Source organism: Candidatus Competibacter denitrificans Run_A_D11, assembly GCF_001051235.1.
GTDB lineage: Bacteria > Pseudomonadota > Gammaproteobacteria > Competibacterales > Competibacteraceae > Competibacter_A > Competibacter_A denitrificans.
On the sequence record NZ_CBTJ020000101.1, the window covers coordinates 67,164 to 90,513 of the forward strand.

Consider the following 23,350-nt stretch of genomic DNA (forward strand, 5'->3'; position numbering starts at 1 on the left):
TAAAGGATAGCAACCCCCTCAAACGCGATGACCACACCCGCCCAGACTCCCCCACTCTGCGTCGATCTCGACGGCACGCTGATCAAAACCGATCTGTTGATCGAATCATTTTTCCTGCTCCTCGGTAGATATCCCTTGCTCGCTTTACTGGTTCCTTTCTGGCTGCTGCGGGGTAAGACCCGTCTCAAGCAGGAACTGGCACGCCGGGTAGCGCTGGACACCGCGACACTCCCCTATCATCCGCTCTTTCTACCCTGGCTGCGCGAACAACACGCGCGCGGGCGCGTTCTAGTTTTGGCGACCGCCGCCGCCGAACCGCTCGCCCGCCAAGTCGCCGAGCATTTGCAGCTTTTCTCACAAACCCTTGCTACAACCAACAGCACCAATCTATCCGGCCAGAATAAGGCTGAACAGCTCAGTCAGCGTTTTGGCGAGCGCGGCTTTGACTACGCAGGCAATGACCGGGCTGATCTGGCGGTCTGGAAACGGGCGCGCCAGGCGATTTTGGTCAATCCAGCACGCGGGGTGCATGAGCAGGCCGCGCGAACCGCCGAGATTGCCGCTGAGTTCGATGATCGCCAAGGCGAGGGACTGAAACTCTGGTTCAGGGCGTTGCGCCTGCATCAATGGCTGAAAAATATTCTGATCTTTGTCCCTTTGCTGGCGGCCCATCGACTGCTGGAAACCCCCCTGCTGCTGCAAGCAGCGTTGGCTTACCTCGCCTTTGGTCTGTGCGCTTCCAGTGTATATTTATTGAACGACTTACTGGATTTACCCGCCGACCGTCGGCATCCGCGTAAACGGTTGCGGCCATTCGCCGCTGGTACGATACCGATTCTAGCCGGCGCGCTGGCAGTTCCCACCCTGCTGACGCTGGCATTCACGCTGGCGGCCATCGCTCTACCCGCACCGTTTTTTGGAGTTCTGCTCAGCTACTATGTGCTGACCTTGGCTTATTCGCTCTATCTCAAGCAGAGCGTGATGCTGGATGCAGTAGTGTTGGCTGCGCTGTACACCCTACGAATCATCGCCGGCGCAGCAGCGACCGCTATCATCCCCACCTTTTGGTTGCTCGCATTTTCTATGTTCATCTTCCTGAGTCTGGCGCTGGTCAAACGTTACGCCGAGCTGTTGGCCCTGCAAGATCTGGGGCAGAGCGCGGCGCAGGGACGCGGCTACCGAATTGATGATTTACAACTGCTGCAAACGCTGGGCGGTGCTAGCGGTTATCTGAGCGTGCTGGTGCTAGCACTCTACATCAACAGTAGCGCCAGCCAGACCTTGTACCGGCACCCCGAAGCGATCTGGCTGCTTTGTCCATTGCTGCTTTATTGGATCAGCCGCATATGGCTGAAAACCCATCGGGGTGAGATGCACGACGACCCGGTGATCTTTGCGGTACAAGATCGGGTCAGCCAGATCTTGACCCTGATCGGGGCGATTATTGTTGGATTGGCATTGTGACGGAACGTGCCGCCACCCTCTCGTGGGGCCGCTATCCCCGCACCCGACAGACGCTCTTCCGCTACCACGACCGTCACGCTACGCTCCCTGCAACTGAGTATCCCCTGCTCCCCTATGGCAACGGCCGCAGCTACGGTGATAGCTGCCTCAATGACGGCGGCGTCTTGCTGCATACGCGCGGGTTGGACCGCTTCATCGCTTTCGATGCTGTAACTGGGGTGATGCGCTGCGAAGCTGGTGTTTTGCTTGCCGAAATTCTGGCGCTGGTCGTGCCGCAAGGCTGGTTCTTGATGGTGACGCCAGGCACGCAATTTGTGACGCTCGGTGGCGCCATCGCCAACGATGTGCATGGCAAAAACCATCATCGCGCCGGGACATTCGGCGCCCATGTCCGCTGCTTCGAATTACTGCGTTCGGATGGCAGCCGCCTGCGCTGCTCACCGACCGAAAATACCGACTGGTTCGCCGCGACCGTCGGCGGCCTGGGCCTGACCGGACTCATCGTTTGGGCAGAAATTCAGCTCCGGCGCATCGCCAATCCCTGGATCGCCAGTGAAACGATCCGTTTTGGCGGCTTGGATGAGTTTTTTGCCGTCTCGGCTGACTCCGACGATGATTACGAATATACCGTTGCCTGGCTCGATTGCGCTTCGCGCGGCGCCGCCTTGGGGCGCGGTTTATTCATGCGCGGCAATCACGCTCCAGCCCTCTGCGCGACACAGCCCCGCGCACCCACCGGGCGATTGAGCGTACCCTTTGCGCCGCCGTGCTCGCTGATCAATTCCTGGAGCCTGAAGACCTTCAACACGCTTTATTATCATCGGCAGCGGACCAGGATCACGCGCGCAATCGCGCACTACGCACCTTTTTTCTACCCACTCGACAGCCTGCTGGCCTGGAACCGGATTTACGGGCGACACGGTTTTTTGCAATACCAATGTGCGATTCCCGGCGCCCAAGGCCACGCTGCGACCCGCGAATTACTGGAGCGCATCGCGCACTCCGGCATGGGGTCGTTTCTGGCGGTCTTGAAAATCTTCGGTGCAATTCCAGCGGTCGGCTGGCTGTCGTTTCCCCGACCCGGCGTGACGCTGGCGCTGGATTTTCCCAACCAGGGTCCAGCAACGTTCCGACTGTTGGAGTCGCTAGACGCGGTCGTGGCAACGGCGGGCGGCGCAGTGTATCCAGCGAAAGATGCCCGGATGAGCGCGTTACGGTTTCGAGAATTTTTCCCGCAATGGCCACATTTCAGAGCTTATATCGATCCCCGGTTTTCTTCGAGTTTCTGGCGGCGGGTGATGGAGGAATGAGAGATGCGCAAAGTGTTGATCGTCGGTGCTACGTCGGCCATCGCCGAAGCCGTAGCACGGTTGCTCGCGGCGCGGGGTGACTTCCTGTATCTGGTGGGCCGTCGCGCTGAAATGCTTGAAGCAATCGCCGCCGACCTACGGATACGTGGTGCAGCGCGGGTGCAAACCGAGACGCTAGACATTAACACCATCGAACACCACGCGGCTTTGCTCGATCACGCAGCGGCTGCACTGGGCGGTCTGGACACTGTACTCGTTGCGCACGGTACCTTGTCAGAGCAGGCAGCGTGTCAACAATCAGTAGCGTTAACCTTTCAAGAATTGCACACCAATGCGCTCAGCGTCATCGCCCTGCTGACCTTGGTCGCTAACCGTTTTGAGAGCCAGCGAGCTGGCACAATAGTGGTGATCTCCTCGGTCGCCGGCGACCGAGGCCGACAGAGTAATTACGTTTACGGTACGGCCAAGGCTGCGGTAAGTAGCTTTTTGAGCGGTTTGCGGCAGCGCCTGCACCAAGCGGGCGTACGGGTGCTCACGATCAAACCCGGTTTCGTCGATACGCCGATGACCCGGGATTTTGCAAAAAACCCGCTATGGGCTAAGCCAGAGCGGGTCGCAAGCGATATTGTTCGAGCGATGGAAAAAGGGAAGGATGTGGTTTATACGCCCGGATTTTGGCGACCCGTTATGTGGATCATCAAATCCATTCCAGAACGAATTTTCAAGTCTCTTTCATTTCTTTAGAACCTGGGGATTTCAGTAGCTTCTGACAATACATCAGATACGCAATATTGGTAGCCCTCATTTAGTGGCTACTCATCGCAATGGCGGATTTCCCGTCAGTCGCCTTGCAAAACCAACCAGCATCGCCGCTGTTGCGCCCCAAATGAAGCGATTTTCATAAGGAATGACGTAATAGCTCCGCTGCTCACCTTTGTACAGCATACTGTGGCGTTCATGGTGTTTAGGCTCCAGAATGAAGGTCAGGGGCACCTCAAACGCCTCGGCGACCTCAAAAGCGTCCAACGTCAACTCAAACGGCGGCGTGACGAAACCGACCACCGGCGTGACCAAAAATCCTGTCACGGTTTGATAGAGATCCAGAAATCCGGCGATTTCCACCACATGCCGCCGCTGTAAACCGATTTCTTCCTCGGCCTCGCGCAAGGCGGTATCAATCGGCCCCGCATCTTCCTCTTCGGCTCGTCCGCCAGGAAAGCTAATTTGCCCAGGATGGTGCTCTAAATGGGCGGTACGCTGGGTTAATAACACCGTATAGCCTGCGGGCCGCTCCACCAGAGGCACCAATACTGCCGCTGGCGTCAGCGTCCGTTCTTCACGCGCCATTCCCGCCACTGCGTAATCACCGGTGATGGTCTCAATCTGATGCGTGGAATGCAGGCAGCGGCGAATCCGATCACGCAGTAGCGCGTGATTCACGCCGCTGCCTCCACAACACCAAATAACCGGCCATAATTGGCGCGGGTGATGGCGGCGATGTGCTCCAGCGATTCGCCGCGCAATTGGGCAACAAACTCGGCCACATGGCGCACCCAAGCTGGCTGGTTGGGTTTCCCTCGGTAGGGTACAGGCGCTAGATAGGGTGAATCGGTCTCGACTAGCAGCCTGTCAGCTGGCAACCTACGAGCAACATCCTGAATTTGTTTGGTATTCTTAAAGGTTACGATGCCGGAAAAGGAGATGTAGAAACCTAACTCCAGGGCCTGTTCCGCCATAGCCCAGTCTTCGGTAAAGCAATGCAGCACCCCACCCACCTCAGCCGCGCCCTCCTCGGCCAAAATACGCAGCGTGTCCACCCGGGCATCACGGGTGTGGACGATCAGCGGCTTGCCGGACTGGCGAGCAGCAGCGATGTGGATACGAAACCAGGTTTGTTGGCGCTCGGCTGCATCATGACCGTAATAATAATCCAGCCCCGTTTCCCCGATAGCGACCACACGCGGTTCACGGGCTAGCGCCACCAGTTCCGCGACGGTTGGCGCGCGGCCACTCTGCTCACTGGGATGGACACCTACGGATAGGGCAACCTGCGGATAAGGCTCGGTCAGCCGTGCTAAAGCGGGCCAGCTCGCCAAATCCGTCGCCACGCTCAACAAGTGTTCCACGCCGTTGGTGGCAGCGAGATCCAGCACGCCCGCCAATCCACCAGGGAAGCGCGCGGCATCAAGCCGGTCAAGATGACAGTGCGAGTCTACCAGCATGTCAGACTGGCCGGATCATCACATGGTGTTGGTGGCTTGATCGAGACGGGGATAACCGGCCAATAAAGCATCAATTTTCTTCTGTAAATTAAGACCTTCCGCACCACTAAATTGAACCCCGACCCCCATCTGACGACCGCCCGGTGTGGTTCGATAATTGATCCAAATCACCTTGCCGGTGATGGCAAACCGCTCAGGATCATTAACCAGTGTGAGCAGCAAAAAAACCTCGTCCCCTAGCTCAAAGGATTTTTCTGTGGCAATGAAAATACCCCCGCTCTTGACGAAAGGCATGTAGCTCGACTGTAGCATCGCCTTGTCTTTGATCGCGAGAGAGATGACGCCTTGGCGTGGGCCGGACATACCATTTCAACCTTCTGTAGCAGATGTTCCAAAAACGACCGCTTCACCCTGGGGGGGCGCTGTCGCCGAAAAATGCTTCTACCAGCAGATGCGGGTTGGCTTGCGTGGTTGCACAAAGCACCGACAAGCGAATCGCCGCGTCCAGGCGCGTGAACAGCGCAAGACCCGACTGCTGGCCAGCCCACCCCCGCAGTATTGAGCGGAGATCAGGATTAGCCAAAGTGGGTGGCTCAAAGACCATCTTAAGCCGAATAACATCAAGATGCCAACTGACCAGCCAGCGCAGATTCTCAGCGAGATCACCCTGCACCCAGGTTCCCGCCGCTCGTACCGGATCTTCTGTTCCGGCTAACACCCGCCCGTAGCTTTCCAGCAGTTGCCGACGGCGGTTCCAACTGCGCGGATCGGCAACTGCCAAAGCCGCCAATGGTGCACCATCAGCAATCTCCAGCACCGCTCGTGGATCAATCCCACCCGGAACGCGGGACGCTAACCAAGGCAGCGCCATTTCAAGGGGTGGTGGGTTAAAACGCACCCACTGGCAGCGACTGCGCACGGTCGGTGGTAAGCGAGCCGGGTTTGCCGTGACCAGCAGCAGCACCCCGTTACCGGCCGGTTCCTCCAGCGTCTTGAGCAAACTGTTGGCGGCGTTGAGGTTAAGGCGATCAGCCGGTGCCAGCAAGGCGATCTGGTAGCCGCCAGCGTGAGCGGTCAACCCCAGAAAATCGCCAAGCTCACGAATTTGATCGACCCGGATGGCCTTACCCTCTTCAACCGGCCGTATAACGCAGTAATCGGGATGGCTACCTGCCTGAAACAGATGACAGGCCCGGCAGCATCCACAGGCATCACCGGCGGTATCGCGCGCCGTGCATAACAACGCCGCCGCTAAACGCCGCGCAAAAATAAATTTGCCTAATCCCTGGGGGCCAACCAGCAGCAGAGCATGAGGTAGTCGGTCGGCCACAAGCCGTGTCTGGATCTGACGCCAAACCGGTTCGTGCCAAGGCAATCGCTCATCCAGCATGAAGCTGTTCCAGCCAACGATTCAGTAAAGCGTCCACTTGGCTCTTGACCGCCTCCAGGGAGCCATTGGCATCGACGATGCGATAACGGTCGGGCTGTTGGCGAGCACGTTCCAAATAGGCCGCCCGGACTCTCTCTAAAAAATTTTCTCCCTCGCGCTCGAAACGATCCATCGCCCCACGCCGCCCCGCCCGTTCCAAACCCACCGTAACCGGCAAGTCAAACAACAAGGTCAGATCGGGTTGTAACCCCTCCTGGACCCAGTGTTCCAAAACCGCGATTTTGTCCAGCGACAAACCCCGGCCACCGCCTTGGTAAGCGTAGGTCGCATCGGTGAAGCGGTCACACAACACCCACTGGCCAGCAGACAATGCCGGACGGATGACTTTCGCCAGATGCTCCGCGCGGGCGGCAAATACCAATAAGGTTTCGGCGCTTAGCGTCATCCCATCTTGGCGATGCGCCAGCAGTAAAGACCGGATCTCTTCGCCCAAGGTAGTACCGCCCGGCTCCCGAGTGGTCAGGACGGAATAACCCGCTGTTGCCAAACGGGTGCGTATGAACTCCAGCAGCGTGGTTTTACCACCCCCTTCAACCCCATCGACAACGATCAATCGACCCATCATGGTCATGGCGACGCTTTTTTCAACTGATATCGCCGGACTGCTCGTTGGTGTTCTTCGAGCGTGGCGGAAAAGGCATGACCACCGGTACCGGTCGCCACGAAATAAAGCGCGTCGCCGTTCGCCGGATTGACCGCCGCTGCCAGCGCCGCTGCGCCCGGTAACGCAATGGGTGTCGGGGGCAAACCTTTGCGGGTGTAGGTGTTATAAGGCGTATCGGTTGCCAGGTCACGCCGGCGCAAATTGCCATCGAAAGCAGCTCCCAAACCATAAATCACCGTCGGGTCCGTTTGCAGCAGCATTCCTTTTTGCAAGCGCCGGGCGAAAACGCCAGCCACCGCCGGCCTTTCTTCGGGTAAACCGGTTTCCTTTTCGACAATGGACGCCAAAATTAAGGCTTGGTAGGGATCGTTGAGCGGTAAATGTTCTGTGCGACGTTCCCAGGCATCGCGCAACTGCCGGTCCATGGCGGCCAGCGCCCGCCGCAGGAAAGCCTCGTCGGTGGTCCCGGCGGGAAAACGATAGGTATCGGGGAAAAAGCGGCCTTCGGGATATTCACCTGGTCGCCCCAACCGTGCCATGAGATCGGCGTTGTTGGTATCATGCAGCGTCTGGACAATCTTTGGATGCGCAGCCAGCGCCCGCCGCAACTCTTGAAACGTCCAGCCCTCCACGACCCGCAAGGGATATTGGATGACCCGCCCGTTGACAATCTGATCAAGCAAGCCGCGCGGAGTCAGCCCAGGCGTCATTGCGTATTCACCGGCTTTGAGCTTGGTGGAGAGACCGTTCAAACGCGCATAGCCGGCAAGATAGATTGGAGAACGCAACAGGCCCGGCTGTTGGCTCTCTACTTCCTGAACGATCTCACGGATACCCATGCCCGGCTTGACGGTTAAAACCAAACCGTCCGTCCGCGCTTGCAATGGCGTCTCTAAGAAGAATCGGTAATCGGCATAGAGGGCATACAGCACGGTCCCCAAAACCAGCAACAGCGCCGCTAAGCTGAATAACAGACGCTTTCGGGACCACACGGCTTAGCGAATAACCCGTTCAGCACTTCACAAAGCGCGAAAGATAATCGTGCCATTCGTGCCGCCAAACCCGAAGGAATTTGACAGAGCGACTTTAACTCGCCGCTCCTGAGCAGTATGGGGCACATAGTTGAGATCGCAGCCCGATTCAGGATCATCCAGATTGATGGTGGGCGGAACGATTTGATCGCGCAGCGCCAGTATCGAAAAGATGGCCTCGACGCCACCGGCGGCGCCCAACAGATGGCCGGTCATCGACTTGGTGGAACTCATCGCCAAACGGTAGGCGTGCTCACCGAAGACCGTCTTCGCCGCATCGCTTTCAATCTTATCGCCGGCTGGCGTTGAGGTACCGTGCGCGTTGATGTAATCAACCGCTTCAGGATTAAGCTCCGCATCACGCAGAGCACCCATCATGGCTCGCCGCGCACCATCGCCATCCGGCGGTGGTAAGGTCATGTGATAGGCGTCGCCGCTCATCCCAAAACCAATCAGTTCGGCGTGAATCCGGGCGCCACGTTGCTTGGCGTGCTCGTATTCCTCCAGCACTAAGACACCGGCCCCATCGCTCAGCACGAAACCATCTCGGTCCTTGTCCCAGGGCCGGCTGGCTTTCTTCGGCTCATCATTGCGAACCGAGAGAGCACGCGCCGCCGCAAAACCGCACAATCCAGTGGGTGTGGTGGCCATTTCCGCGCCACCAACGATCATCACATCCGCATCACCATAGGCAATCAAGCGACCACCCAACCCGATGCTGTGCGTGCCCGTGGTACAGGCCGTCACCACCGCCAAGTTTGGCCCCTTGATCCCATAGAGGACCGACAGGTTGCCAGACACCATATTGATGATGCTACGCGGTACATAAAACGGTGTCAGCCGTCGCGGCCCGCCTTTCAGGAAGGCTGAATGGCCTTCTTCGATGCCAGGCAAGCCACCGATACCGGCGCCGATGAACGTGCCGATCCGATCCGCGTTTGCTTCGGTGATTTCCAGCCCCGAATCTGCAATCGCCTGAGCCGCTGCACCAATGCCGTAATGAATGAAGGCATCCATCTTCTTGGCTTCCTTGGCATTGATGTACCGTTCCAGATGAAAATCCTGCACTGCACCACCGATGCGTACCGGATAGCCGGTCACATCAAAGGCAGTGATCGGACCAATTCCACTGTGGCCGCTCAGAATATTGGCCCAGGCCGTGTCTACGGTGCTCCCCACCGGAGACACGATACCCATGCCGGTCACTACTACCCGTCGCTTGGCCACGGAACTACCCTCTTCCCCGCTGCACGGCCCAAACAAAGCCGCGACCCCCCATGGCGGTCGCGGTGGCTGCCTCCCGTCGGTTTAGGGTCAACACCATCAACCGAGATGCGTCGCGATATAGTCAATCGCTTGCTGAACCGTGGTGATCTTTTCGGCATCCTCATCAGGAATCTCAAGTTCGAATTCCTCTTCCAACGCCATAACCAGCTCCACGGTATCCAGCGAATCAGCGCCCAGATCCTCAACGAACGATGCTTCGTTAGTGACCTGTTCTTCCTTTACCCCCAGCTGCTCAATAATGATTTTTTTGACGCGCGCTTCGATGTTGCTGATGTCAGTCATAATGGTTTGTTTCCTCGTTGTGAATCCCAGACAGCCGCAGCACTGCTGCGGGGTATTGTATGGAAAAGAGCGGTATCGGCGCTATTACTTAGTCACATGCAGCCTCAGGCCATGTACATCCCACCGTTGACGTGCAGCGTCTCGCCTGTGATGTAAGCCGCTTCCGGCGAGACCAGGAAGGCTACTGCCTCAGCGATCTCCTGAGGCTTGCCCAAACGTTGCAAGGGAATACTGCCGATAACCGCATCGCGTTGCGCCGGCGGTAAAGCCTGAGTCATATCGGTGTCGATAGCCCCCGGCGCCACTGCGTTGACCGTGATGTTGCGCGATCCCACTTCGCGGGCCAGCGACTTGGTGAAACCGATGATACCGGCTTTGGCCGCCGCATAATTGGCTTGGCCGGGGTTGCCGGTGGCTGCCACGACCGAGGTCACGCTGACGATCCGCCCGCGCTGGGCCTTCATCATCCCTCGCAAAACAGCCTTACTGAGCCGATAGACTGATGACAGATCGGTGTCGATTACGGTGGACCACTCCACGTCTTTCATTCGCAGCAGTAGATTGTCGCGGGTAACACCGGCATTGTTGATCAAAATCGTTGGGGTGCCAAATTCTTGCACCACGGCTTTGACCACTGCCTCCACCGACGCGGGATCGGTCACGTCCAGCCTCAAGCCACGCCCGCTAACACCCCGTTCGTGTAGATCCCGACCAATGGCTTCCGCTCCGGCGTCGGTGGTTGCGGTACCGATCACCACGGCACCCCGCTGCCCTAGCTCCCGAGCAATGGCCTGGCCAATGCCACGGCTGGCCCCCGTCACCAACGCGATCTCGCCATCCAGCGCCGCCATCGATAAGCCTCCCGTCACACTCAATATTTGAGGAGCACCGCGCCCCAAGTAAAGCCCCCACCGAAACCTTCCAGCAACAGCGTGTCACCCCGCTGAATGCGGCCGTCACGAACCGCGACATCGAGCGCCAGCGGCACCGACGCCGCCGACGTGTTGCCGTGGGTTCGCACGCAATCCACCATACGCTCTTCGGGTAATCCCAGGCGCTTGGCGGTAGCAGATAGAATGCGGCGGTTCGCCTGATGCGGGATCAACCAATTGAGATCCGTCACCGTCAGGTGGTTAGCGGCCAAAATCTGTTCAGCGATTTCCTTGAGCGTGGTCACCGCTACCTTGAAGACTTCGCTGCCGCGCATTTCGACGAATGCAGCGTTTTCTCGCGTCTGCTCATAACCGCTGGACACGCCGGCTGGCACCCACAGCAGTTCTTTATAACGCCCGTCCGCACCCAAACGACTGTCGATGATCCCCGGCTCCGAAGCCGCTTCCAAGACCACGGCACCGGCTCCATCGCCGAACAGGATGCATGTGCCGCGATCCTGCCAGTTGATGATCCGGGTAAAGGTGTCGGCTCCCACCACCAACGCCCGACGCACTGCGCCAGTTTGGATAAAGCGATTGGCGATATCGAGCGCGTACACGAAACCAGTGCAAACTGCCTGGACATCGAACGCAGGACCGCCATAGCAACCCAGCCGATGCTGTAATTGGGTGGCAACGCTGGGAAAGACGTGATCGGGCGTCGTGGTACCCAAAACGATCAAATCGATATCGGTCGGCTCGACACCTGCCGCCGCCAATGCACGGCGGGCGGCCTGCTCAGACAGATCGCAGGTCGTTTCACCGGGGGCAGCGATGTGACGCTCCTCAACACCGGTACGCTCGACGACCCATTCGGCGGTGGTGTCGATCATCTTTTCGAGATCGGCGTTAGTGAGCACTTTTTCCGGCAGATAGCTGCCGGTTCCAGCGATCCGGGCGTAGTTCAAAGGGCTTGTCTCTCGGCGTGAAGCGCGGCCAGATGGGCATCAATCTGCTGGGGCACTTTGCGCTCGGCCTCCAGCATGGCGACCTGGATCGCATTGGCGAAGGCTAGCGCATCGGCACCGCCATGACTCTTGACCACGATGCCCTGTAGGCCCAGTAGACTAGCCCCATTATAACGGCGCGGATCGATCTTGCGCCCGAAGGCGCGCAGGACCGGCAGGGCGATCAGCCCCACCAAGCGGGTTAACAGATTTCGCTGGAATTCCTGGGTCATATAATGGCGGATCAATTTAGCCACGCCTTCGCTGCTTTTGAGCGCGACATTGCCGACAAAACCATCACAAACCACCACGTCTACATTGTCCAGGAAAATACCATCGCCTTCCACGAACCCGACATAATTGAGATCACTGGCAGCCAACAATTGGGCAGCTTCCTTGACCTGCTCGTTACCTTTAATGTCTTCCTCGCCGATATTGAGCAACCCGACACAAGGGCGCTCGATCCCGTTGACATTGGCCAGTACGGAACCCATGACCGCGAACTGCAACAAATGTTCGGCTTTGCTATCGACATTTGCCCCCAAATCGAGCACCCGAGTATAACCCCGAACTGTCGGTAACATGGTGCAAATAGCCGGCCGGTCAATGCCAGGCAGCGTTTTCAGTACAAAGCGTGAGGTTGCCATCAAGGCCCCGGTATTCCCGGCGCTGACGCACGCATCCGCCTCGCCCTGCTTGACGAGGTTGATCGCAACCCGCATGGAAGAATCCTTCTTCACTCGCAACGCTTGGGCCGGAGATTCATCCATGCTGACTAATTGGGAGGCATGGCGGACAACCAGCCGGGGATCGCTGCCGGCCTTGGCCTGACGCAAGCGGCCAACCAGTGCATCCTCCTGTCCGACCAAGATCAGCCGCACGGAATCGCCGGCCGTTTCCAGCACGCGCAAAGCCGCAGGGACCACCACATCGGGGCCGATATCGCCACCCATCCCATCAAGGGCAATAGTAAGCGGTCTCGTCATGAAGGCAGGATCGTTGGCTGGGTCGGGCAGCCCGACAGAGGGATCAGCGGCACCGATTTATTCTTCGCTCTCGTTCTCTGGACGCTGCTCAATGACTTTACGGCCGCGATAAAAACCGGTTGCGGTAATGTGATGGCGACGATGGACTTCACCTGAAGTCGCATCGACGGAGAGAGCTGGGGAAACCAGCGCATCGTGGGCGCGGCGCATACCGCGCTTGGAAGGGGTTTTGCGGCTTTTTTGAACAGCCATGAATTAAGTGCTCCTTTTCAAATCGGGTAACAAGGACGCCAAAGCCGCGAAGGGTTGGCGGAGTGGCGTACCGGGTGTCAGTTCATCGGACACCCCATAACCATTGGCCTCGCATTCACGCAAGGCCGCATGGCGAGGAATAGGCGGCAAAGCCAGCAAAAGCTCATCTTCTACCAAGTCGGCAACCGTAACCTCGGTGCCCGCGACAAGCAGCGGTTCGTAGCGCTCCGGCAATCGCTCCGCTTCCGTCTCAGAGCGAATCATCCCCAAGGCAACATTGACGGTGAGCGGGATACGCAACGGCCCCAAACAGCGCTGGCAGTCCAGTTCAATCTCGGTGCTGAGCGAGCCTTCCAGGAAGGATACGCCGTGCTCATCCACCCCGCCCACCAGCGCTACCATCACTTCACCGGTCGCACGATTCAGTGTCGCCAGACGCGGCAATGCGGCCAACGCCAACTGGCCTTCCAAGCGACCGCTTTCGGTAGCCAGACGCCAGGGGTTAATTCTTTCGGGGACAGGCAGGGCTTGCATAAGAGGCGGAATGATATAAGCGTGTCGATTTTCTGTCAAAATATAGCCCGCTTTGATACCGGGTATCGCTACCCCTTTTGCGAATGAGTCAAATCAATGCCCCCATCCTTATCCGAGCGTGTCCCGCTGGTACTAGCTTCGACCTCCCCGTTTCGCCGTGAATTGCTGGCGCGATTGGGTCTGCCGTTCGCCGTCTGTGACCCTGCTATCGACGAAGACCCCTTGCCGGGGGAAGAAGCGACGGGCCTGGTCGCGCGACTGGCGGAACGCAAAGCCCGCGCGGTCGCGCCGCTCTGGCCAGCGGCTTTGATCATCGGCTCCGACCAAGTAGCCGTATTAGATGGCGAAATCATCGGCAAACCCGGCGATCACCCGCGAGCCGTTGCCCAATTACGCCGGGCATCGGGCCAGACGGTGACTTTTTATACCGGACTGTGCCTGCTCGACAGCGGTAGCGACCAACAGCAAGTTGCGGTGGAACCGTTTCGAGTGGTATTCCGCCCGCTCACCACCGCGATGATCGAGGCGTATCTGCATCGTGAACAGCCCTACCAGTGCGCCGGCAGTTTCAAGTCAGAAGGGCTGGGCATCGCGCTGTTCGAGCGGCTGGACGGTGATGATCCCACCAGCCTAATCGGTCTGCCGTTGATCCGGCTAACTCGGATGCTGGAAGCGGCGGGCGCACCTATCCTTTAACTATATAAATTCAAACAAATTTTTCCCATCTGATATGTGGCAGCACGGCCGAATAAAAGATCAGCGCCATAGAATCGCTCGCCCCTGAGCCAGCAGGTTTGCAAGCGTTGCCTCCGCGCCGGTTCCATCCAGTACCCGATCCAGCCACCGGGTGTGCTTGGTATAGTCGATAATCGACTTCTCACCAATGATTTCCTCGGCGACATAGCGACTGCTCCCCAGCCCGTCAACCAAACCCAGCCCGACGCTCTGCTCACCGGTCCACATCAAGCCGCTGAAAACATCCGGATTTTCCCTAAGCCGCTCTCCCCGGCCCTGCTTGACTGCTGCAATGAATTGCTGATGAATCGCATCAAGCATGGTCTGCAAATGGCGAACATCCTCTGGATTGGTGGGCTTGAAAGGGTCAAGAAAATCCTTATTGGCGCCGGCCGTGTAAGCTCGCCGCTCAATGCCAAGCTTGGCGATGGTATCGGTAAAGCCGAAACTATCCATTCGCACGCCGATTGATCCGACCAGGCTGGCCTTATTCACATAAATCTTCTGCGCAGCCGCTGCAATGTAATAACCGCCTGAAGCGCACAGATCGCTTGCCACCGCGTAGACCGGCGTCTTGGGGAATTGCTGGCGCAATTTCTGGATTTCGTCATAGATCTCGCCGGCTTGGACCGGGCTACCGCCAGGGCTGTTGATTTCTAAAATCACGCCGACGGTGCTTTTATCCTTAAAAGCCTTGCGCAGCCCTTCGATGATATTTTTCGCACTGGCCTCGGTGCTGCTAGCAATCAGGCCATCAACACGAACCAGGGCCGTGTGCGGCTTAATGCCGCTGGTTGCAGAACCCAAATTGTCCGGCCATGCCAACGCCAAAAGCCCTAGTAGATAACAGAAAAACAAAAGCTTAAAAAAAATCCCCCAGCGTCGCGCCCGCCGTTGCTCGGTGACGGCGGCAAGCGCCACTTTGGTCAAGACATCCCGCGCCCAACGCTCTTCGCTGGGCAGATTCGTATTTGGCTCAGATCCAGTCATGCTCATAACTCAGTTATCCCCTTGACCTGCTGGACCTGCTGGACCCGCTGTTCCGGTTGCGAGTCGATCCAGCACCATTTTCAACTCTGGACTCAGAGGCGCACTCACCGCCACTTCCCGGCCACCCAACGCGAGAGTCACACTGTGGGCGTGCAGAAATAAGCGACGCAGACCCCAGCGCTCTGCCATCGCTAGATTAAACGCTGAATCACCATATTTTTCATCACCGGCTAGCGGATGCCCGACATGGGCCGCATGGACGCGAATTTGATGGGTACGCCCGGTCAAAATGTCTGCCGACAGCAACGAGGCCGCTTTGAATAAGCTAACCGGTTGGAACCGGGTCAAGGCCGTTTTACCCTCGGCCGTGACCTCGACCATGCGCTCGCCGCCGCGCAGCACATTGCGGCGCAAAGGTGCGTTCACCTCGCGCTTGCCATGATTCCAATAGCCGCAGACCAAGGCCAGATAACGTTTTTCGACCAACCCAGCCCGTAATGCCTCCTGAATCCGCCGCAGCGCTTCCGGGGTCCGTGCTAGGACCAGGCAACCGCTGGTTTCACGATCCAGCCGATGCGCCAATTCCAAAAACGGCTCATCAGGCCGCAGGGCGCGCAACAACTCGATAACGCCAAAATCGATCCCGCTGCCCTTATGCACCGCCAAACCGGCCGGTTTGTCGAGCACCAGCAGTTCCCGATCTTCGTGCAGCACCGCATCCCGCAGGCGCTCGGCCCAGCCTGGCGGCGGCCGCAAAGGCGGCTGGATGCGCTCACCCAGCCGCACCGGGGGAATGCGTAATTTATCACCCGCGCTCAGTCGCCGATCCGGCTGCACCCGTCCGCCGTTCAAGCGCACTTCGCCTTTGCGCAAGATCCGATAGATCAAGCTTTTGGGGGCACCCTTCAGTTCGCGCAACAGAAAATTATCCAAGCGTTGCCCGGCGTATTCGGGGGCGATTTCCAGATGGCGCACCATTGTCGATTCGGCTGCGGGAGGCATCATTTGAAGCATATCGATCAGGCTGCTATAGTTGAGAATGTTGTCGCCGATTGGTCCCAAGGGCCGGCGAAACTTGAGTACACTATCGGTTTTCGCACCCGCGCGCCAGTTGTCCGGCGAGTGGGATTGGTTTGATGGGTTTATTCGCCGCTCAGCCCAGACCCTTTTCGAGCGGCGCCCGACCGCGCTCCCAGCCGACCGGTCACAACCTCGCGGCGTGTTTGGACCAGCCCCCACCAGGATTTCATCCCCCGGGCAACTCCCTCTCCAGCGACGCCCCGGCGACAACCACGTCACCGCCGGTGATGGTCGAGCGCAAGGAATTTTGTCATGAAACGCATGCTGATTAACGCGACTCAGCAGGAAGAGTTGCGTGTGGCCCTTGTTGACGGCCAAAGACTTTACGACCTTGATATCGAAACCCCATCACGGGAACAAAAAAAATCCAATATCTATAAAGGTCGTATCACTCGCATCGAACCAGGGCTGGAAGCGGCCTTCGTCGATTATGGAACCGACCGGCACGGTTTCCTGCCTTTCAAAGAAATCACCCGCAGCTATTTCGATCCCCAGGCCAACGATGGTGGCCGCCCCAGCATCCGCGAGGCTATCCGCGAAGGCCAGGAAATCATGGTCCAGGTGGAAAAGGAAGAACGTGGCAATAAAGGCGCCGCGCTCACCACCTTCATCAGCTTGGCTGGCCGCTATCTGGTGTTGATGCCGAATAATCCTCGCGCCGGTGGTGTTTCACGGCGAATCGAGGGTGAGGATCGCCAGGAAATCCGCGAGGTTATGAGCAGCCTCGAAATTCCCGATGGCATGGGGCTGATCGTGCGTACCGCTGGCGTCGGCCGTTCACAGGAAGAGCTGCAATGGGATTTGGATTATCTATTGCATTTGTGGAAAGCCATCGAATTCGCCTCGTCCCAGAAAAAAGCCTCGTTCCTGATCTATCAGGAAAGCAACATCATCGTGCGCGCCCTGCGCGATTACCTGCGTGCCGATATTGGCGAAATCCTGGTGGATAATCCGGCGGTTCACCGGCAAGCGCAGGATTTCATGCAGCAGGTGATGCCGCACCACCTGAGCCGGCTGAAGCCGTATCAAGACAGCATCCCGCTGTTCACCCGGTTTCAAATCGAATCCCAAATCGAAACTGCCTACCAACGCGAAGTAAGTTTGCCTTCCGGGGGTGGCATCGTTATCGATTACACTGAAGCGCTGGTGTCGATTGATATCAACTCGGCGCGGGCTACCAAGGGCAGTGATATCGAAGAAACCGCGCTCACAACCAATTTGGAAGCGGCCGACGAGATTGCCCGTCAGTTCCGCTTGCGCGACCTGGGCGGTTTGATCGTTATTGATTTCATCGACATGAATATCGCCCGCAACCAGCGCGAGGTAGAAACCCGCTTGCGGGAGGCGTTGAAAATGGACCGGGCGCGGGTTCAGGTTGGCCGCATCTCTCGGTTCGGGTTACTGGAAATGTCGCGGCAACGGTTAAGCCCGTCACTGGATGAAGCCAGCCATGTGATTTGCCCGCGCTGCAATGGTCAAGGGACCATTCGTAACATCGATTCGCTGGCGTTGAGCGTGTTACGCCTGATCCAGGAAGAGGCGATGAAAGATCGGACTGGCCGGGTCGTGGTGCAGTTGCCGGTCAAGGTTGCGACCTTCCTGCTCAACGAAAAGCGCGAAGCGGTGCGGGCCATTGAGCAGCGCCACCGGGTCCGGGTGTTATTGATTCCCAATGAATCGCTGGAAACACCCCATTTCAAGTTGAGCCGACTGCGCACCGATGAATTATCGGACACCCAACGCCTTTCATACTCGCTGGCCGAAGATTACGAAGAGCAGTTTGAGCCGCAAGCCACCACCGTCACCAGAACCCCCAGCGAAGAACCAGTCGTAAAAGGGGTGACGCGAGCCACGCCTGCACCAACACCGCCCGCGCCAACACCACCGAAACCTGAGCCTAACGCCAGCTTTTTTCGTTGGTTGTGGGGCAATCTGTTCGGACGACCCAGCGCGGTCAGCGAAGAAGAACCAGAACGTCCGGTTAAACCCAGTGGCCGCCCACCCAAACCTGAACGCCATCGGCGGGACCGGCCAAGCAAACGGCAGGATGTGGAAGCCCGCCTGGAGCCGATCAGCGGCCAAAGTGACGAGAGTGACAGCGCGCCTACTTTAGTGGCATCCAAACCAGCGCCGGCCGACACCCGACCTGTCACCGTTCCAATCCCTCTCCCAAGCATGGAAGTCATTGGCGAGGCCGGTGAAGACCGTAGCGAGGAACCCAAGGAATTTGCTGCCCCTACCGAGGGAGAGGAAGAGACGCCTAGTCCACGCGGGCGGCGCAGTCGGCGCGGCGGGCGTCGGCGTCGGCGCGGCGATGCTCCGGCCACCGACACGACCTCGGAAGGAACGGAAACCATGGATGATTCCGGTGCAGAGCTATCGTCTGGTTCTGAGGAGCACACGACGACCGCAGTGGAAGAACCCGCCGGGACACAGCGAGATCTCCCAACGGCTCACCCGCAGTCATCGGGCACTGCTTCAGGCTCGCTTCCGCAGCGGCGAATTCGCGGTGGGCGTCCGCGCGTTCCTCGTGAATTGCTGGCCAATAACCGGCTTTCCGCAACCGAAACGCTCGAAGTGGAACCCCTGCCGCAAGAGGCGGAAGCCCCTTTGCCGCCGCCACCGGTTCTATTGGAATATCCACCGATAGAACCTCTGGTGGCTAACACCAAGACGGCTCTGGAAGATTCTATTGCCAGCCAACCTGCCGAGCCGCCGCTGCCCATTCCGGCGCCGCTGGAGTACCCCAGTGAGGACATCGCCCTCGGCAGAGCGTATGAGGCGGACTCGCTCGCCCAGGTGCCCACTGCCCCGCCAGCGCTTGCTCCCGAAGCGGTCGAGTTCACCAGCGATGCTGTAGAACAAGTCGAAATATTGGCAACCCCTGCACCTATAGCAGAGGCAACCTACGCCGATCTTGTCCCCTCATCCGACCTGGCGGCAAGCATTGAACCAGCGGAAAAAACTGATACTGGCCCAGCGTTGCTTGCAGACGACACCGCACCGCCCAGTGAACCCGATGCGATTATCGAGGCCATCGCCGCTGCCCATGAGGCGAAATTTTTGGAACCGGATGTTATCGAGCCATCACCAGTCGAGACGGAACTAGCAAGCGTGTCACCGGTAACGGCAGAATCGGCACCTGAGAACAAACCGGCCAGTTGAAGCCGGTCAGCAATCACCGCGACGGGGCCAAAATACCGCAGCCCCGTTCGCGGCAGTCACCAATAACTCAAGCAGACACCCTCAAATCCGATAGCGCTGCCGCACGCTGATCAGCAATCCCTCGGCGGCCTCCTCGATCAAATCCATCACTCGCTCAAAACCATTCGGGCCACCATAGTACGGATCGGGCACTTCCTGCTCTGGCAACTCCGGCGCGTAATCCATGAAGAGTTGGATACGACTTTGCAGCGGCGACTGACCACACAGCGCCAGCAGGTGCGCAAAATTATCCCGGTCCATCGCCAGCACGTAGTCGAATTCGGCAAAATCCGCTACCGTTACCTTACGGGCGCGGAGGTCTCGCAGATCAACGCCCCGGCGCAAGGCGGTCGCCTGACTGCGGGGGTCCGGGGGCGCACCGACATGGTAGGAATGGGTGCCCGCTGAATCCACGTACACCTTGCTATCCAGTCCGGCACTTTCCAACATCCGCCGGAATACGCCTTCCGCAACCGGTGACCGACAAATATTGCCCATACACACAAATAACACTCTGACCATCGCTTTCGCCTTCGCCGCATCGCGCCGCTGTTGTCGAAAATCGAACGCCGCGCGAACGACCTTATTGATGCTTGTAACCAACGGGATCGCCACTCGTGCCCCGCATTGATTCAGATAAATTAAAAGCGCTCCTGGATCAATCCTTAACCTACCAAGGAATCAACTGCCAGGTCATCGAAATTTTAAGCGACGAACAGGCGCTCGTGCTGCGCGATTGCCAAAATCAAAAAGTGATTCAGGCCGATCAGTACGGCGACGCCGGTTATCGCGTGGCAAGAACCTTTACCGTAGCACTGCTCGATCCGACCGGCCAGCATCTCAATCCTGACCTGCCGGAGTTACTCAGGTTCAATCTCGTCGGTTGACCCGGCCATGGTGGCCATCACCCGAAGCAGATCGGCTGCCGTGTCCACGCCTGGCGGCGGCGCTTCCACCGCCTCGGCCACATAAATACGGATGCCATGCCACAACGCGCGCAATTGTTCCAACACTTCGGTGCGCTCACTGGGGGCAGGTTCTAAGCGGGGAAAAGCGCGCAAGACTGCCACCCGATAGGCATACAACCCGATATGGCGAAACCAGCCCTTCTCAATTAGCAAATCGGCGCCTACCGTTTCCTGGTGAGCAAAGGTCTCCCGATCCCAAGGAATCGGCGCCCGACTGAAATACAGCGCAAACCCGGCGCGATCCCGCACAACCTTAACCACGTTCGGATCAAACAACTCAGCAGGTTGGCCGATGCGGGTACAAACCGTGGCGATACCCGCTGTGGGATTCGCCTCCAACGCCAGCGCCGCTTGCTGGATCAATGCCGGCGGGATCTGCGGTTCATCGCCCTGGACATTCACCACAATGGCATCGTCCGGCCAAGCGTAGCGAGTCGCCACTTCCGCCAGTCGGTCGGTGCCGGAAAGATGCGCCGAGGAGGTCATACAGACCGGGGCGCCGAATCCAGTCGCTGCATCGCAAATTCGCTCGTCATCCGTCGCAATGATCACGTCCAATGCGCCACTGGCCAAGGCACGGCGATAGACGTGCTCCAGCAGCGTTCGGCCCGCAAGCAAGCGCAACGGCTTACCCGGTAGCCGGGTTGAAGCATAGCGGGCTGGAATCGCGACGCGGAACCGAGGTTCCTCGACGCTCATTGCCTAGACCTCCTCATCGGTCAGCGGTCGTGCCTCAGCCTCCAGCATCACTGGAATACCGTCACGAATGGGATAGGCCAGCCGGCTTTCTTTACAGATCAATTCCTGACGCGCCTTGTCGTACACCAGCGGTGCTTTGCTGACGGGGCACACCAGAATCTCCAGCAGTTTCTTGTCCATCGGGTTCATCTCCTGATAAAGGTTCGGATAGCGGTGCTAAACGTGGGCGGCGTGGGAGCGTCTCCGGCCGTCGCCGGATACCCTTGGCCATCGCAACCATCGCCACACGTTTGAGTAATTGATCTTCAAATTCCGGGTCTAGCTGGGCGCTCACCGGCACATACCAACAACTGGCCGGGGTGATGCCTCGGCACTTAATGGCATCCTTCTCGGTCATCAGTACCGGCAAATCCTCCCGAAACTGTAAATCTTCCGGCTTGAACGGATGATGATCGGGAAATGGGTGCTCGATCAGCCGCAGGCGAGCATGGCGTAAATGATCGAAAAACCGCCAAGGATCACCGATACCGGCCACCGCGTGGACGGTGCATTGGCGGAAACTGGCGAGGGTGGAGGTGATCAAGGGGTCCTCAAGATTCACCGCCGTTTCACCGCGCAACGACATCAGGTATTCGCGGCCGCGCGCCGCGCCGTTGCCCACGACAAAATCGACCTCGCGCAACCGGGAGGGCGGCTCCCGCAACGGCCCAGCCGGCAGGCAAGCCGCATTGCCTAGCCGCCGGAAACCATCCACGACGGCGATTTCGATATCGCGCCGCAAATGATAGTGCTGCAAGCCATCGTCGCTGACGACCAGGTTGCAACCATAGGTTTCCACTAACAAGCGGGCTGCCGCTACCCGATCCGGCCCAACCACCACCGCACACCGACACCGGCGCGCCAGCAACACCGGCTCGTCGCCGACCAGCATCGGATCGCTGTCGGCGACGACTTGGCGCGGCCATTCAGTCGAGTGCCCACCATAGCCACGGCTGACGATACCAGGGGTATAGCCGGCCTCGCGCAACAACTCCACCAGCCGCGCGACGAGCGGCGTTTTCCCAGTACCGCCGACACTGATATTACCGACCACGATAACCGGTACCCGGAGGCTTTCACTGCGCCGCAGGCCGTGTTGATACAGCCAGCGCCGTAGCCGAACTACTGCGCCAAACAGCACGCTGATCGGCCATAGCAGCACGGCCACGCCATTGAGCGAGTACCCGTAACGATCCAGCCAGTGCTGCATGATCAAGGATTTTGTGCGGGCGCATCCGCCGGAGGAGCAAAACCCGGTGCGCCAGTGGTGGTGTTGATGGTGGCTATAGCTAACTGCTTGATACCGAGTTGACCTGCAACATCAAGGACCGTCACGACGGCTTGATGCGGGGCTTTGCCATCGGCACTAATGGCTAACGGCAAAGTACGGCCATCGGCCGCCGCCCGCAATGCATCTTTCAGGGTGGTGGAATCCGCATTGTCCAGTTTGCGACCATTGACCGCATAGCGGCCGGCGGCATCGACATCGATTTGTAGCTGTGCTACAGCGCCCGGCAACGGTTTGCCCGATGCCTCCGGCAAGCGAATCTCCAATTCCGACTGATGGTGCAAACTGGTGGCAATCATAAAAAAGATCAACAAAACCAAAACCACGTCGATCATCGGGACTAAATTGATTTCGGGTTCTTCGCGGCGGCGTGGGCGTAAATTCATGAGAGCTGTCCGGCTAATCCGGTTTCGGCATCTAACACATCGATCAGTTGCAAGGTCTCCTGCTCCATCTGCACCACCAGCGCATCAACTCTTGCATGAAAATAACGATAAAACAGCAAGCTGGGAATAGCGACGGTTAGGCCGGCGGCAGTGGTCAAGAGCGCCTCGGCGATACCGACCGACAGGAGACTGAAATTACTGTTCCCTTGCACTGAGACGATCTGAAAGATTTTGATCATACCGGCCACGGTGCCGAGCAGGCCCAGCAACGGGCTGATGGCGGCGATGGTGCCCAAGGGACTGAGAAAGCGCTCCAGTTCGTGGACGACATGGCGGCCGGTATCCTCAATGCGTTCCCGCAGAATCTCCCGCCCGCTACCGTGATGATTCAGGCCAACCGCCACAATCCGGCCCAACGGCGAATCCAGCGGCAGTGCAGCGATTTCCTGGCGATTGACGGCTCCGCGTTCAACCCAGCCACGCAGGATGCGCAGCAGCCGCTCCGGTAAGACCCGAACCCGCTGTAACGCCAGCAACCGTTCGATGATAATGACCATCGCCACCAGCGAACAGGCCAGAATCGGCGCCATCAGCCAGCCACCGGCCTTGATCAGGTCGAATCCCACCATTCGTCTTAACGCTCCGTTCTGGTCACCGGGT

At 58.5% G+C, this 23,350-nt stretch carries 27 protein-coding genes; 6 read left to right on the top strand and 21 right to left on the bottom strand.

The window, feature by feature from the left end:
• Positions 1 to 27 precede the first annotated feature (27 nt).
• The 3 genes from BN873_RS15990 to BN873_RS16000 are packed head-to-tail and all read left to right on the top strand — an operon-like array spanning position 28 to position 3,518.
• Positions 28 to 1,464, top strand: a complete 1,437-nt coding sequence (locus BN873_RS15990; RefSeq protein WP_048676044.1) for a UbiA family prenyltransferase — start codon at positions 28 to 30, stop codon at positions 1,462 to 1,464.
• A complete protein-coding gene (locus tag BN873_RS15995; RefSeq protein WP_048676047.1) occupies positions 1,461 to 2,774 on the top strand; it encodes an FAD-binding oxidoreductase in 1,314 nt (437 codons plus the stop codon). The genes BN873_RS15990 and BN873_RS15995 overlap by 4 nt, the downstream gene beginning before the upstream one ends.
• Before the next feature lie 3 nt (positions 2,775 to 2,777).
• On the top strand, positions 2,778 to 3,518 hold the full coding sequence (locus BN873_RS16000; protein ID WP_048676050.1) for an SDR family oxidoreductase: 741 nt from the start codon (positions 2,778 to 2,780) through the stop codon (positions 3,516 to 3,518).
• A gap of 72 nt (positions 3,519 to 3,590) precedes the next feature.
• Here BN873_RS16000 and BN873_RS16005 read toward each other — a convergent pair whose 3' ends face one another.
• The 13 genes from BN873_RS16005 to BN873_RS16065 form a co-directional block, all read right to left on the bottom strand.
• Positions 3,591 to 4,214, bottom strand: a complete 624-nt coding sequence (locus BN873_RS16005; RefSeq protein WP_053085425.1) for a CoA pyrophosphatase — start codon at positions 4,212 to 4,214, stop codon at positions 3,591 to 3,593.
• Positions 4,211 to 4,996, bottom strand: a complete 786-nt coding sequence (locus tag BN873_RS16010; protein WP_048676053.1) for a TatD family hydrolase — start codon at positions 4,994 to 4,996, stop codon at positions 4,211 to 4,213. Before BN873_RS16010 ends, BN873_RS16005 begins: the two co-directional genes overlap by 4 nt.
• Before the next feature lie 18 nt (positions 4,997 to 5,014).
• Positions 5,015 to 5,359: a PilZ domain-containing protein gene (locus tag BN873_RS16015; protein ID WP_048676056.1), complete on the bottom strand. Its 345-nt coding sequence runs from the start codon at positions 5,357 to 5,359 to the stop codon at positions 5,015 to 5,017.
• 43 nt (positions 5,360 to 5,402) lie between these two features.
• The gene (locus BN873_RS16020) at positions 5,403 to 6,386 is read right to left on the bottom strand and encodes a DNA polymerase III subunit delta' (RefSeq protein WP_048676059.1); all 984 of its coding nucleotides are present in this window, start codon (positions 6,384 to 6,386) and stop codon (positions 5,403 to 5,405) included.
• Positions 6,376 to 7,011 carry a dTMP kinase gene (gene tmk, locus BN873_RS16025; RefSeq protein ID WP_048676216.1) on the bottom strand — a complete coding sequence of 212 codons (636 nt, stop codon included), beginning with the start codon at positions 7,009 to 7,011 and terminating at the stop codon, positions 6,376 to 6,378. The genes BN873_RS16020 and tmk overlap by 11 nt, the downstream gene beginning before the upstream one ends.
• A 2-nt stretch (positions 7,012 to 7,013) precedes the next feature.
• A complete protein-coding gene (gene mltG, locus BN873_RS16030; RefSeq protein ID WP_082161349.1) occupies positions 7,014 to 8,042 on the bottom strand; it encodes an endolytic transglycosylase MltG in 1,029 nt (342 codons plus the stop codon).
• Between the two features lie 27 nt (positions 8,043 to 8,069).
• The gene (fabF, locus tag BN873_RS16035) at positions 8,070 to 9,308 is read right to left on the bottom strand and encodes a beta-ketoacyl-ACP synthase II (RefSeq protein WP_082161350.1); all 1,239 of its coding nucleotides are present in this window, start codon (positions 9,306 to 9,308) and stop codon (positions 8,070 to 8,072) included.
• Between the two features lie 96 nt (positions 9,309 to 9,404).
• On the bottom strand, positions 9,405 to 9,650 hold the full coding sequence (gene acpP / locus BN873_RS16040) for an acyl carrier protein (protein WP_374727168.1): 246 nt from the start codon (positions 9,648 to 9,650) through the stop codon (positions 9,405 to 9,407).
• A 104-nt stretch (positions 9,651 to 9,754) separates the two neighbouring features.
• Positions 9,755 to 10,501 carry a 3-oxoacyl-ACP reductase FabG gene (fabG, locus tag BN873_RS16045; RefSeq protein WP_048676061.1) on the bottom strand — a complete coding sequence of 249 codons (747 nt, stop codon included), beginning with the start codon at positions 10,499 to 10,501 and terminating at the stop codon, positions 9,755 to 9,757.
• Positions 10,502 to 10,521: 20 nt separating this feature from the next.
• Positions 10,522 to 11,490, bottom strand: a complete 969-nt coding sequence (locus BN873_RS16050) for a beta-ketoacyl-ACP synthase III (protein ID WP_048676064.1) — start codon at positions 11,488 to 11,490, stop codon at positions 10,522 to 10,524.
• Positions 11,487 to 12,515, bottom strand: coding sequence for a phosphate acyltransferase PlsX (plsX, locus tag BN873_RS16055; RefSeq protein WP_082161351.1), 1,029 nt, complete (start codon positions 12,513 to 12,515; stop codon positions 11,487 to 11,489). The genes BN873_RS16050 and plsX overlap by 4 nt, the downstream gene beginning before the upstream one ends.
• Before the next feature lie 57 nt (positions 12,516 to 12,572).
• A complete protein-coding gene (rpmF, locus tag BN873_RS16060; protein WP_048676070.1) occupies positions 12,573 to 12,767 on the bottom strand; it encodes a 50S ribosomal protein L32 in 195 nt (64 codons plus the stop codon).
• Between the two features lie 3 nt (positions 12,768 to 12,770).
• A complete protein-coding gene (locus tag BN873_RS16065; RefSeq protein WP_048676073.1) occupies positions 12,771 to 13,301 on the bottom strand; it encodes a YceD family protein in 531 nt (176 codons plus the stop codon).
• Between the two features lie 96 nt (positions 13,302 to 13,397).
• Between BN873_RS16065 and BN873_RS16070 the strand changes: the two genes are divergently transcribed.
• The gene (locus tag BN873_RS16070; protein ID WP_048676076.1) at positions 13,398 to 13,997 is read left to right on the top strand and encodes a Maf family protein; all 600 of its coding nucleotides are present in this window, start codon (positions 13,398 to 13,400) and stop codon (positions 13,995 to 13,997) included.
• Positions 13,998 to 14,057: 60 nt separating this feature from the next.
• On the opposite strand, the gene sppA is transcribed toward BN873_RS16070, so the two are convergent.
• Together sppA and BN873_RS16080 are read right to left on the bottom strand one after the other, a co-directional pair.
• Entirely contained in the window at positions 14,058 to 15,032 is a 975-nt protein-coding gene (sppA, locus tag BN873_RS16075) for a signal peptide peptidase SppA (protein WP_242434452.1), read from the bottom strand.
• Positions 15,033 to 15,035: 3 nt separating this feature from the next.
• Positions 15,036 to 16,031 (bottom strand): RluA family pseudouridine synthase, encoded by a 996-nt coding sequence (locus BN873_RS16080; RefSeq protein ID WP_048676232.1) that lies wholly within the window; start codon positions 16,029 to 16,031, stop codon positions 15,036 to 15,038.
• Positions 16,032 to 16,358: 327 nt separating this feature from the next.
• Between BN873_RS16080 and BN873_RS16085 the strand changes: the two genes are divergently transcribed.
• On the top strand, positions 16,359 to 19,271 hold the full coding sequence (locus BN873_RS16085; protein WP_048676079.1) for an Rne/Rng family ribonuclease: 2,913 nt from the start codon (positions 16,359 to 16,361) through the stop codon (positions 19,269 to 19,271).
• Between the two features lie 81 nt (positions 19,272 to 19,352).
• Here BN873_RS16085 and BN873_RS16090 read toward each other — a convergent pair whose 3' ends face one another.
• Positions 19,353 to 19,913, bottom strand: coding sequence for a low molecular weight protein-tyrosine-phosphatase (locus tag BN873_RS16090; protein ID WP_320411712.1), 561 nt, complete (start codon positions 19,911 to 19,913; stop codon positions 19,353 to 19,355).
• A gap of 14 nt (positions 19,914 to 19,927) precedes the next feature.
• On the opposite strand from BN873_RS16090, the gene BN873_RS16095 reads away from it, so the two are divergent.
• The gene (locus tag BN873_RS16095; RefSeq protein WP_048676082.1) at positions 19,928 to 20,197 is read left to right on the top strand and encodes a hypothetical protein; all 270 of its coding nucleotides are present in this window, start codon (positions 19,928 to 19,930) and stop codon (positions 20,195 to 20,197) included.
• Here the strand turns inward: BN873_RS16095 and kdsB are convergent.
• Genes kdsB through BN873_RS16120 form a run of 5 tightly spaced genes read right to left on the bottom strand, consistent with a single transcriptional unit; the run spans position 20,171 to position 23,319 of the window.
• Positions 20,171 to 20,977 (bottom strand): 3-deoxy-manno-octulosonate cytidylyltransferase, encoded by an 807-nt coding sequence (gene kdsB / locus BN873_RS16100; RefSeq protein WP_048676084.1) that lies wholly within the window; start codon positions 20,975 to 20,977, stop codon positions 20,171 to 20,173. The two genes, BN873_RS16095 and kdsB, sit on opposite strands and share 27 nt — an antisense overlap.
• A gap of 3 nt (positions 20,978 to 20,980) precedes the next feature.
• On the bottom strand, positions 20,981 to 21,130 hold the full coding sequence (locus BN873_RS21045; protein ID WP_242434453.1) for a Trm112 family protein: 150 nt from the start codon (positions 21,128 to 21,130) through the stop codon (positions 20,981 to 20,983).
• Complete coding sequence (gene lpxK, locus BN873_RS19720) at positions 21,069 to 22,226, bottom strand: tetraacyldisaccharide 4'-kinase (protein WP_082161352.1); 1,158 nt, start codon at positions 22,224 to 22,226, stop codon at positions 21,069 to 21,071. The genes BN873_RS21045 and lpxK overlap by 62 nt, the downstream gene beginning before the upstream one ends.
• 2 nt (positions 22,227 to 22,228) lie before the next feature.
• Positions 22,229 to 22,690: an ExbD/TolR family protein gene (locus BN873_RS16115; protein WP_071244371.1), complete on the bottom strand. Its 462-nt coding sequence runs from the start codon at positions 22,688 to 22,690 to the stop codon at positions 22,229 to 22,231.
• A complete protein-coding gene (locus tag BN873_RS16120) occupies positions 22,687 to 23,319 on the bottom strand; it encodes a MotA/TolQ/ExbB proton channel family protein (RefSeq protein WP_048676090.1) in 633 nt (210 codons plus the stop codon). Before BN873_RS16120 ends, BN873_RS16115 begins: the two co-directional genes overlap by 4 nt.
• Between the last annotated feature and the right edge of the window lie 31 nt (positions 23,320 to 23,350).

Bases quoted from the DNA above. Each gene is read 5' to 3' on its own strand.
- BN873_RS15990 (WP_048676044.1), top strand. From the start codon at position 28: ATGACCACACCCGCCCAGACTCCCCCACTCTGCGTCGATCTCGACGGC.
- BN873_RS16000 (WP_048676050.1), top strand. From the start codon at position 2,778: ATGCGCAAAGTGTTGATCGTCGGTGCTACGTCGGCCATCGCCGAAGCC.
- BN873_RS16010 (WP_048676053.1), bottom strand. From the start codon at position 4,996: ATGCTGGTAGACTCGCACTGTCATCTTGACCGGCTTGATGCCGCGCGC.
- BN873_RS16015 (WP_048676056.1), bottom strand. From the start codon at position 5,359: ATGTCCGGCCCACGCCAAGGCGTCATCTCTCTCGCGATCAAAGACAAG.
- BN873_RS16020 (WP_048676059.1), bottom strand. From the start codon at position 6,386: ATGCTGGATGAGCGATTGCCTTGGCACGAACCGGTTTGGCGTCAGATC.
- tmk (WP_048676216.1), bottom strand. From the start codon at position 7,011: ATGATGGGTCGATTGATCGTTGTCGATGGGGTTGAAGGGGGTGGTAAA.
- acpP (WP_374727168.1), bottom strand. From the start codon at position 9,650: ATGACTGACATCAGCAACATCGAAGCGCGCGTCAAAAAAATCATTATT.
- fabG (WP_048676061.1), bottom strand. From the start codon at position 10,501: ATGGCGGCGCTGGATGGCGAGATCGCGTTGGTGACGGGGGCCAGCCGT.
- plsX (WP_082161351.1), bottom strand. From the start codon at position 12,515: ATGACGAGACCGCTTACTATTGCCCTTGATGGGATGGGTGGCGATATC.
- rpmF (WP_048676070.1), bottom strand. From the start codon at position 12,767: ATGGCTGTTCAAAAAAGCCGCAAAACCCCTTCCAAGCGCGGTATGCGC.
- BN873_RS16065 (WP_048676073.1), bottom strand. From the start codon at position 13,301: ATGCAAGCCCTGCCTGTCCCCGAAAGAATTAACCCCTGGCGTCTGGCT.
- BN873_RS16070 (WP_048676076.1), top strand. From the start codon at position 13,398: ATGCCCCCATCCTTATCCGAGCGTGTCCCGCTGGTACTAGCTTCGACC.
- sppA (WP_242434452.1), bottom strand. From the start codon at position 15,032: ATGAGCATGACTGGATCTGAGCCAAATACGAATCTGCCCAGCGAAGAG.
- BN873_RS16080 (WP_048676232.1), bottom strand. From the start codon at position 16,031: ATGATGCCTCCCGCAGCCGAATCGACAATGGTGCGCCATCTGGAAATC.
- BN873_RS16085 (WP_048676079.1), top strand. From the start codon at position 16,359: ATGAAACGCATGCTGATTAACGCGACTCAGCAGGAAGAGTTGCGTGTG.
- kdsB (WP_048676084.1), bottom strand. From the start codon at position 20,977: ATGAGCGTCGAGGAACCTCGGTTCCGCGTCGCGATTCCAGCCCGCTAT.
- lpxK (WP_082161352.1), bottom strand. From the start codon at position 22,226: ATGCAGCACTGGCTGGATCGTTACGGGTACTCGCTCAATGGCGTGGCC.
- BN873_RS16115 (WP_071244371.1), bottom strand. From the start codon at position 22,690: ATGAATTTACGCCCACGCCGCCGCGAAGAACCCGAAATCAATTTAGTC.
- BN873_RS16120 (WP_048676090.1), bottom strand. From the start codon at position 23,319: ATGGTGGGATTCGACCTGATCAAGGCCGGTGGCTGGCTGATGGCGCCG.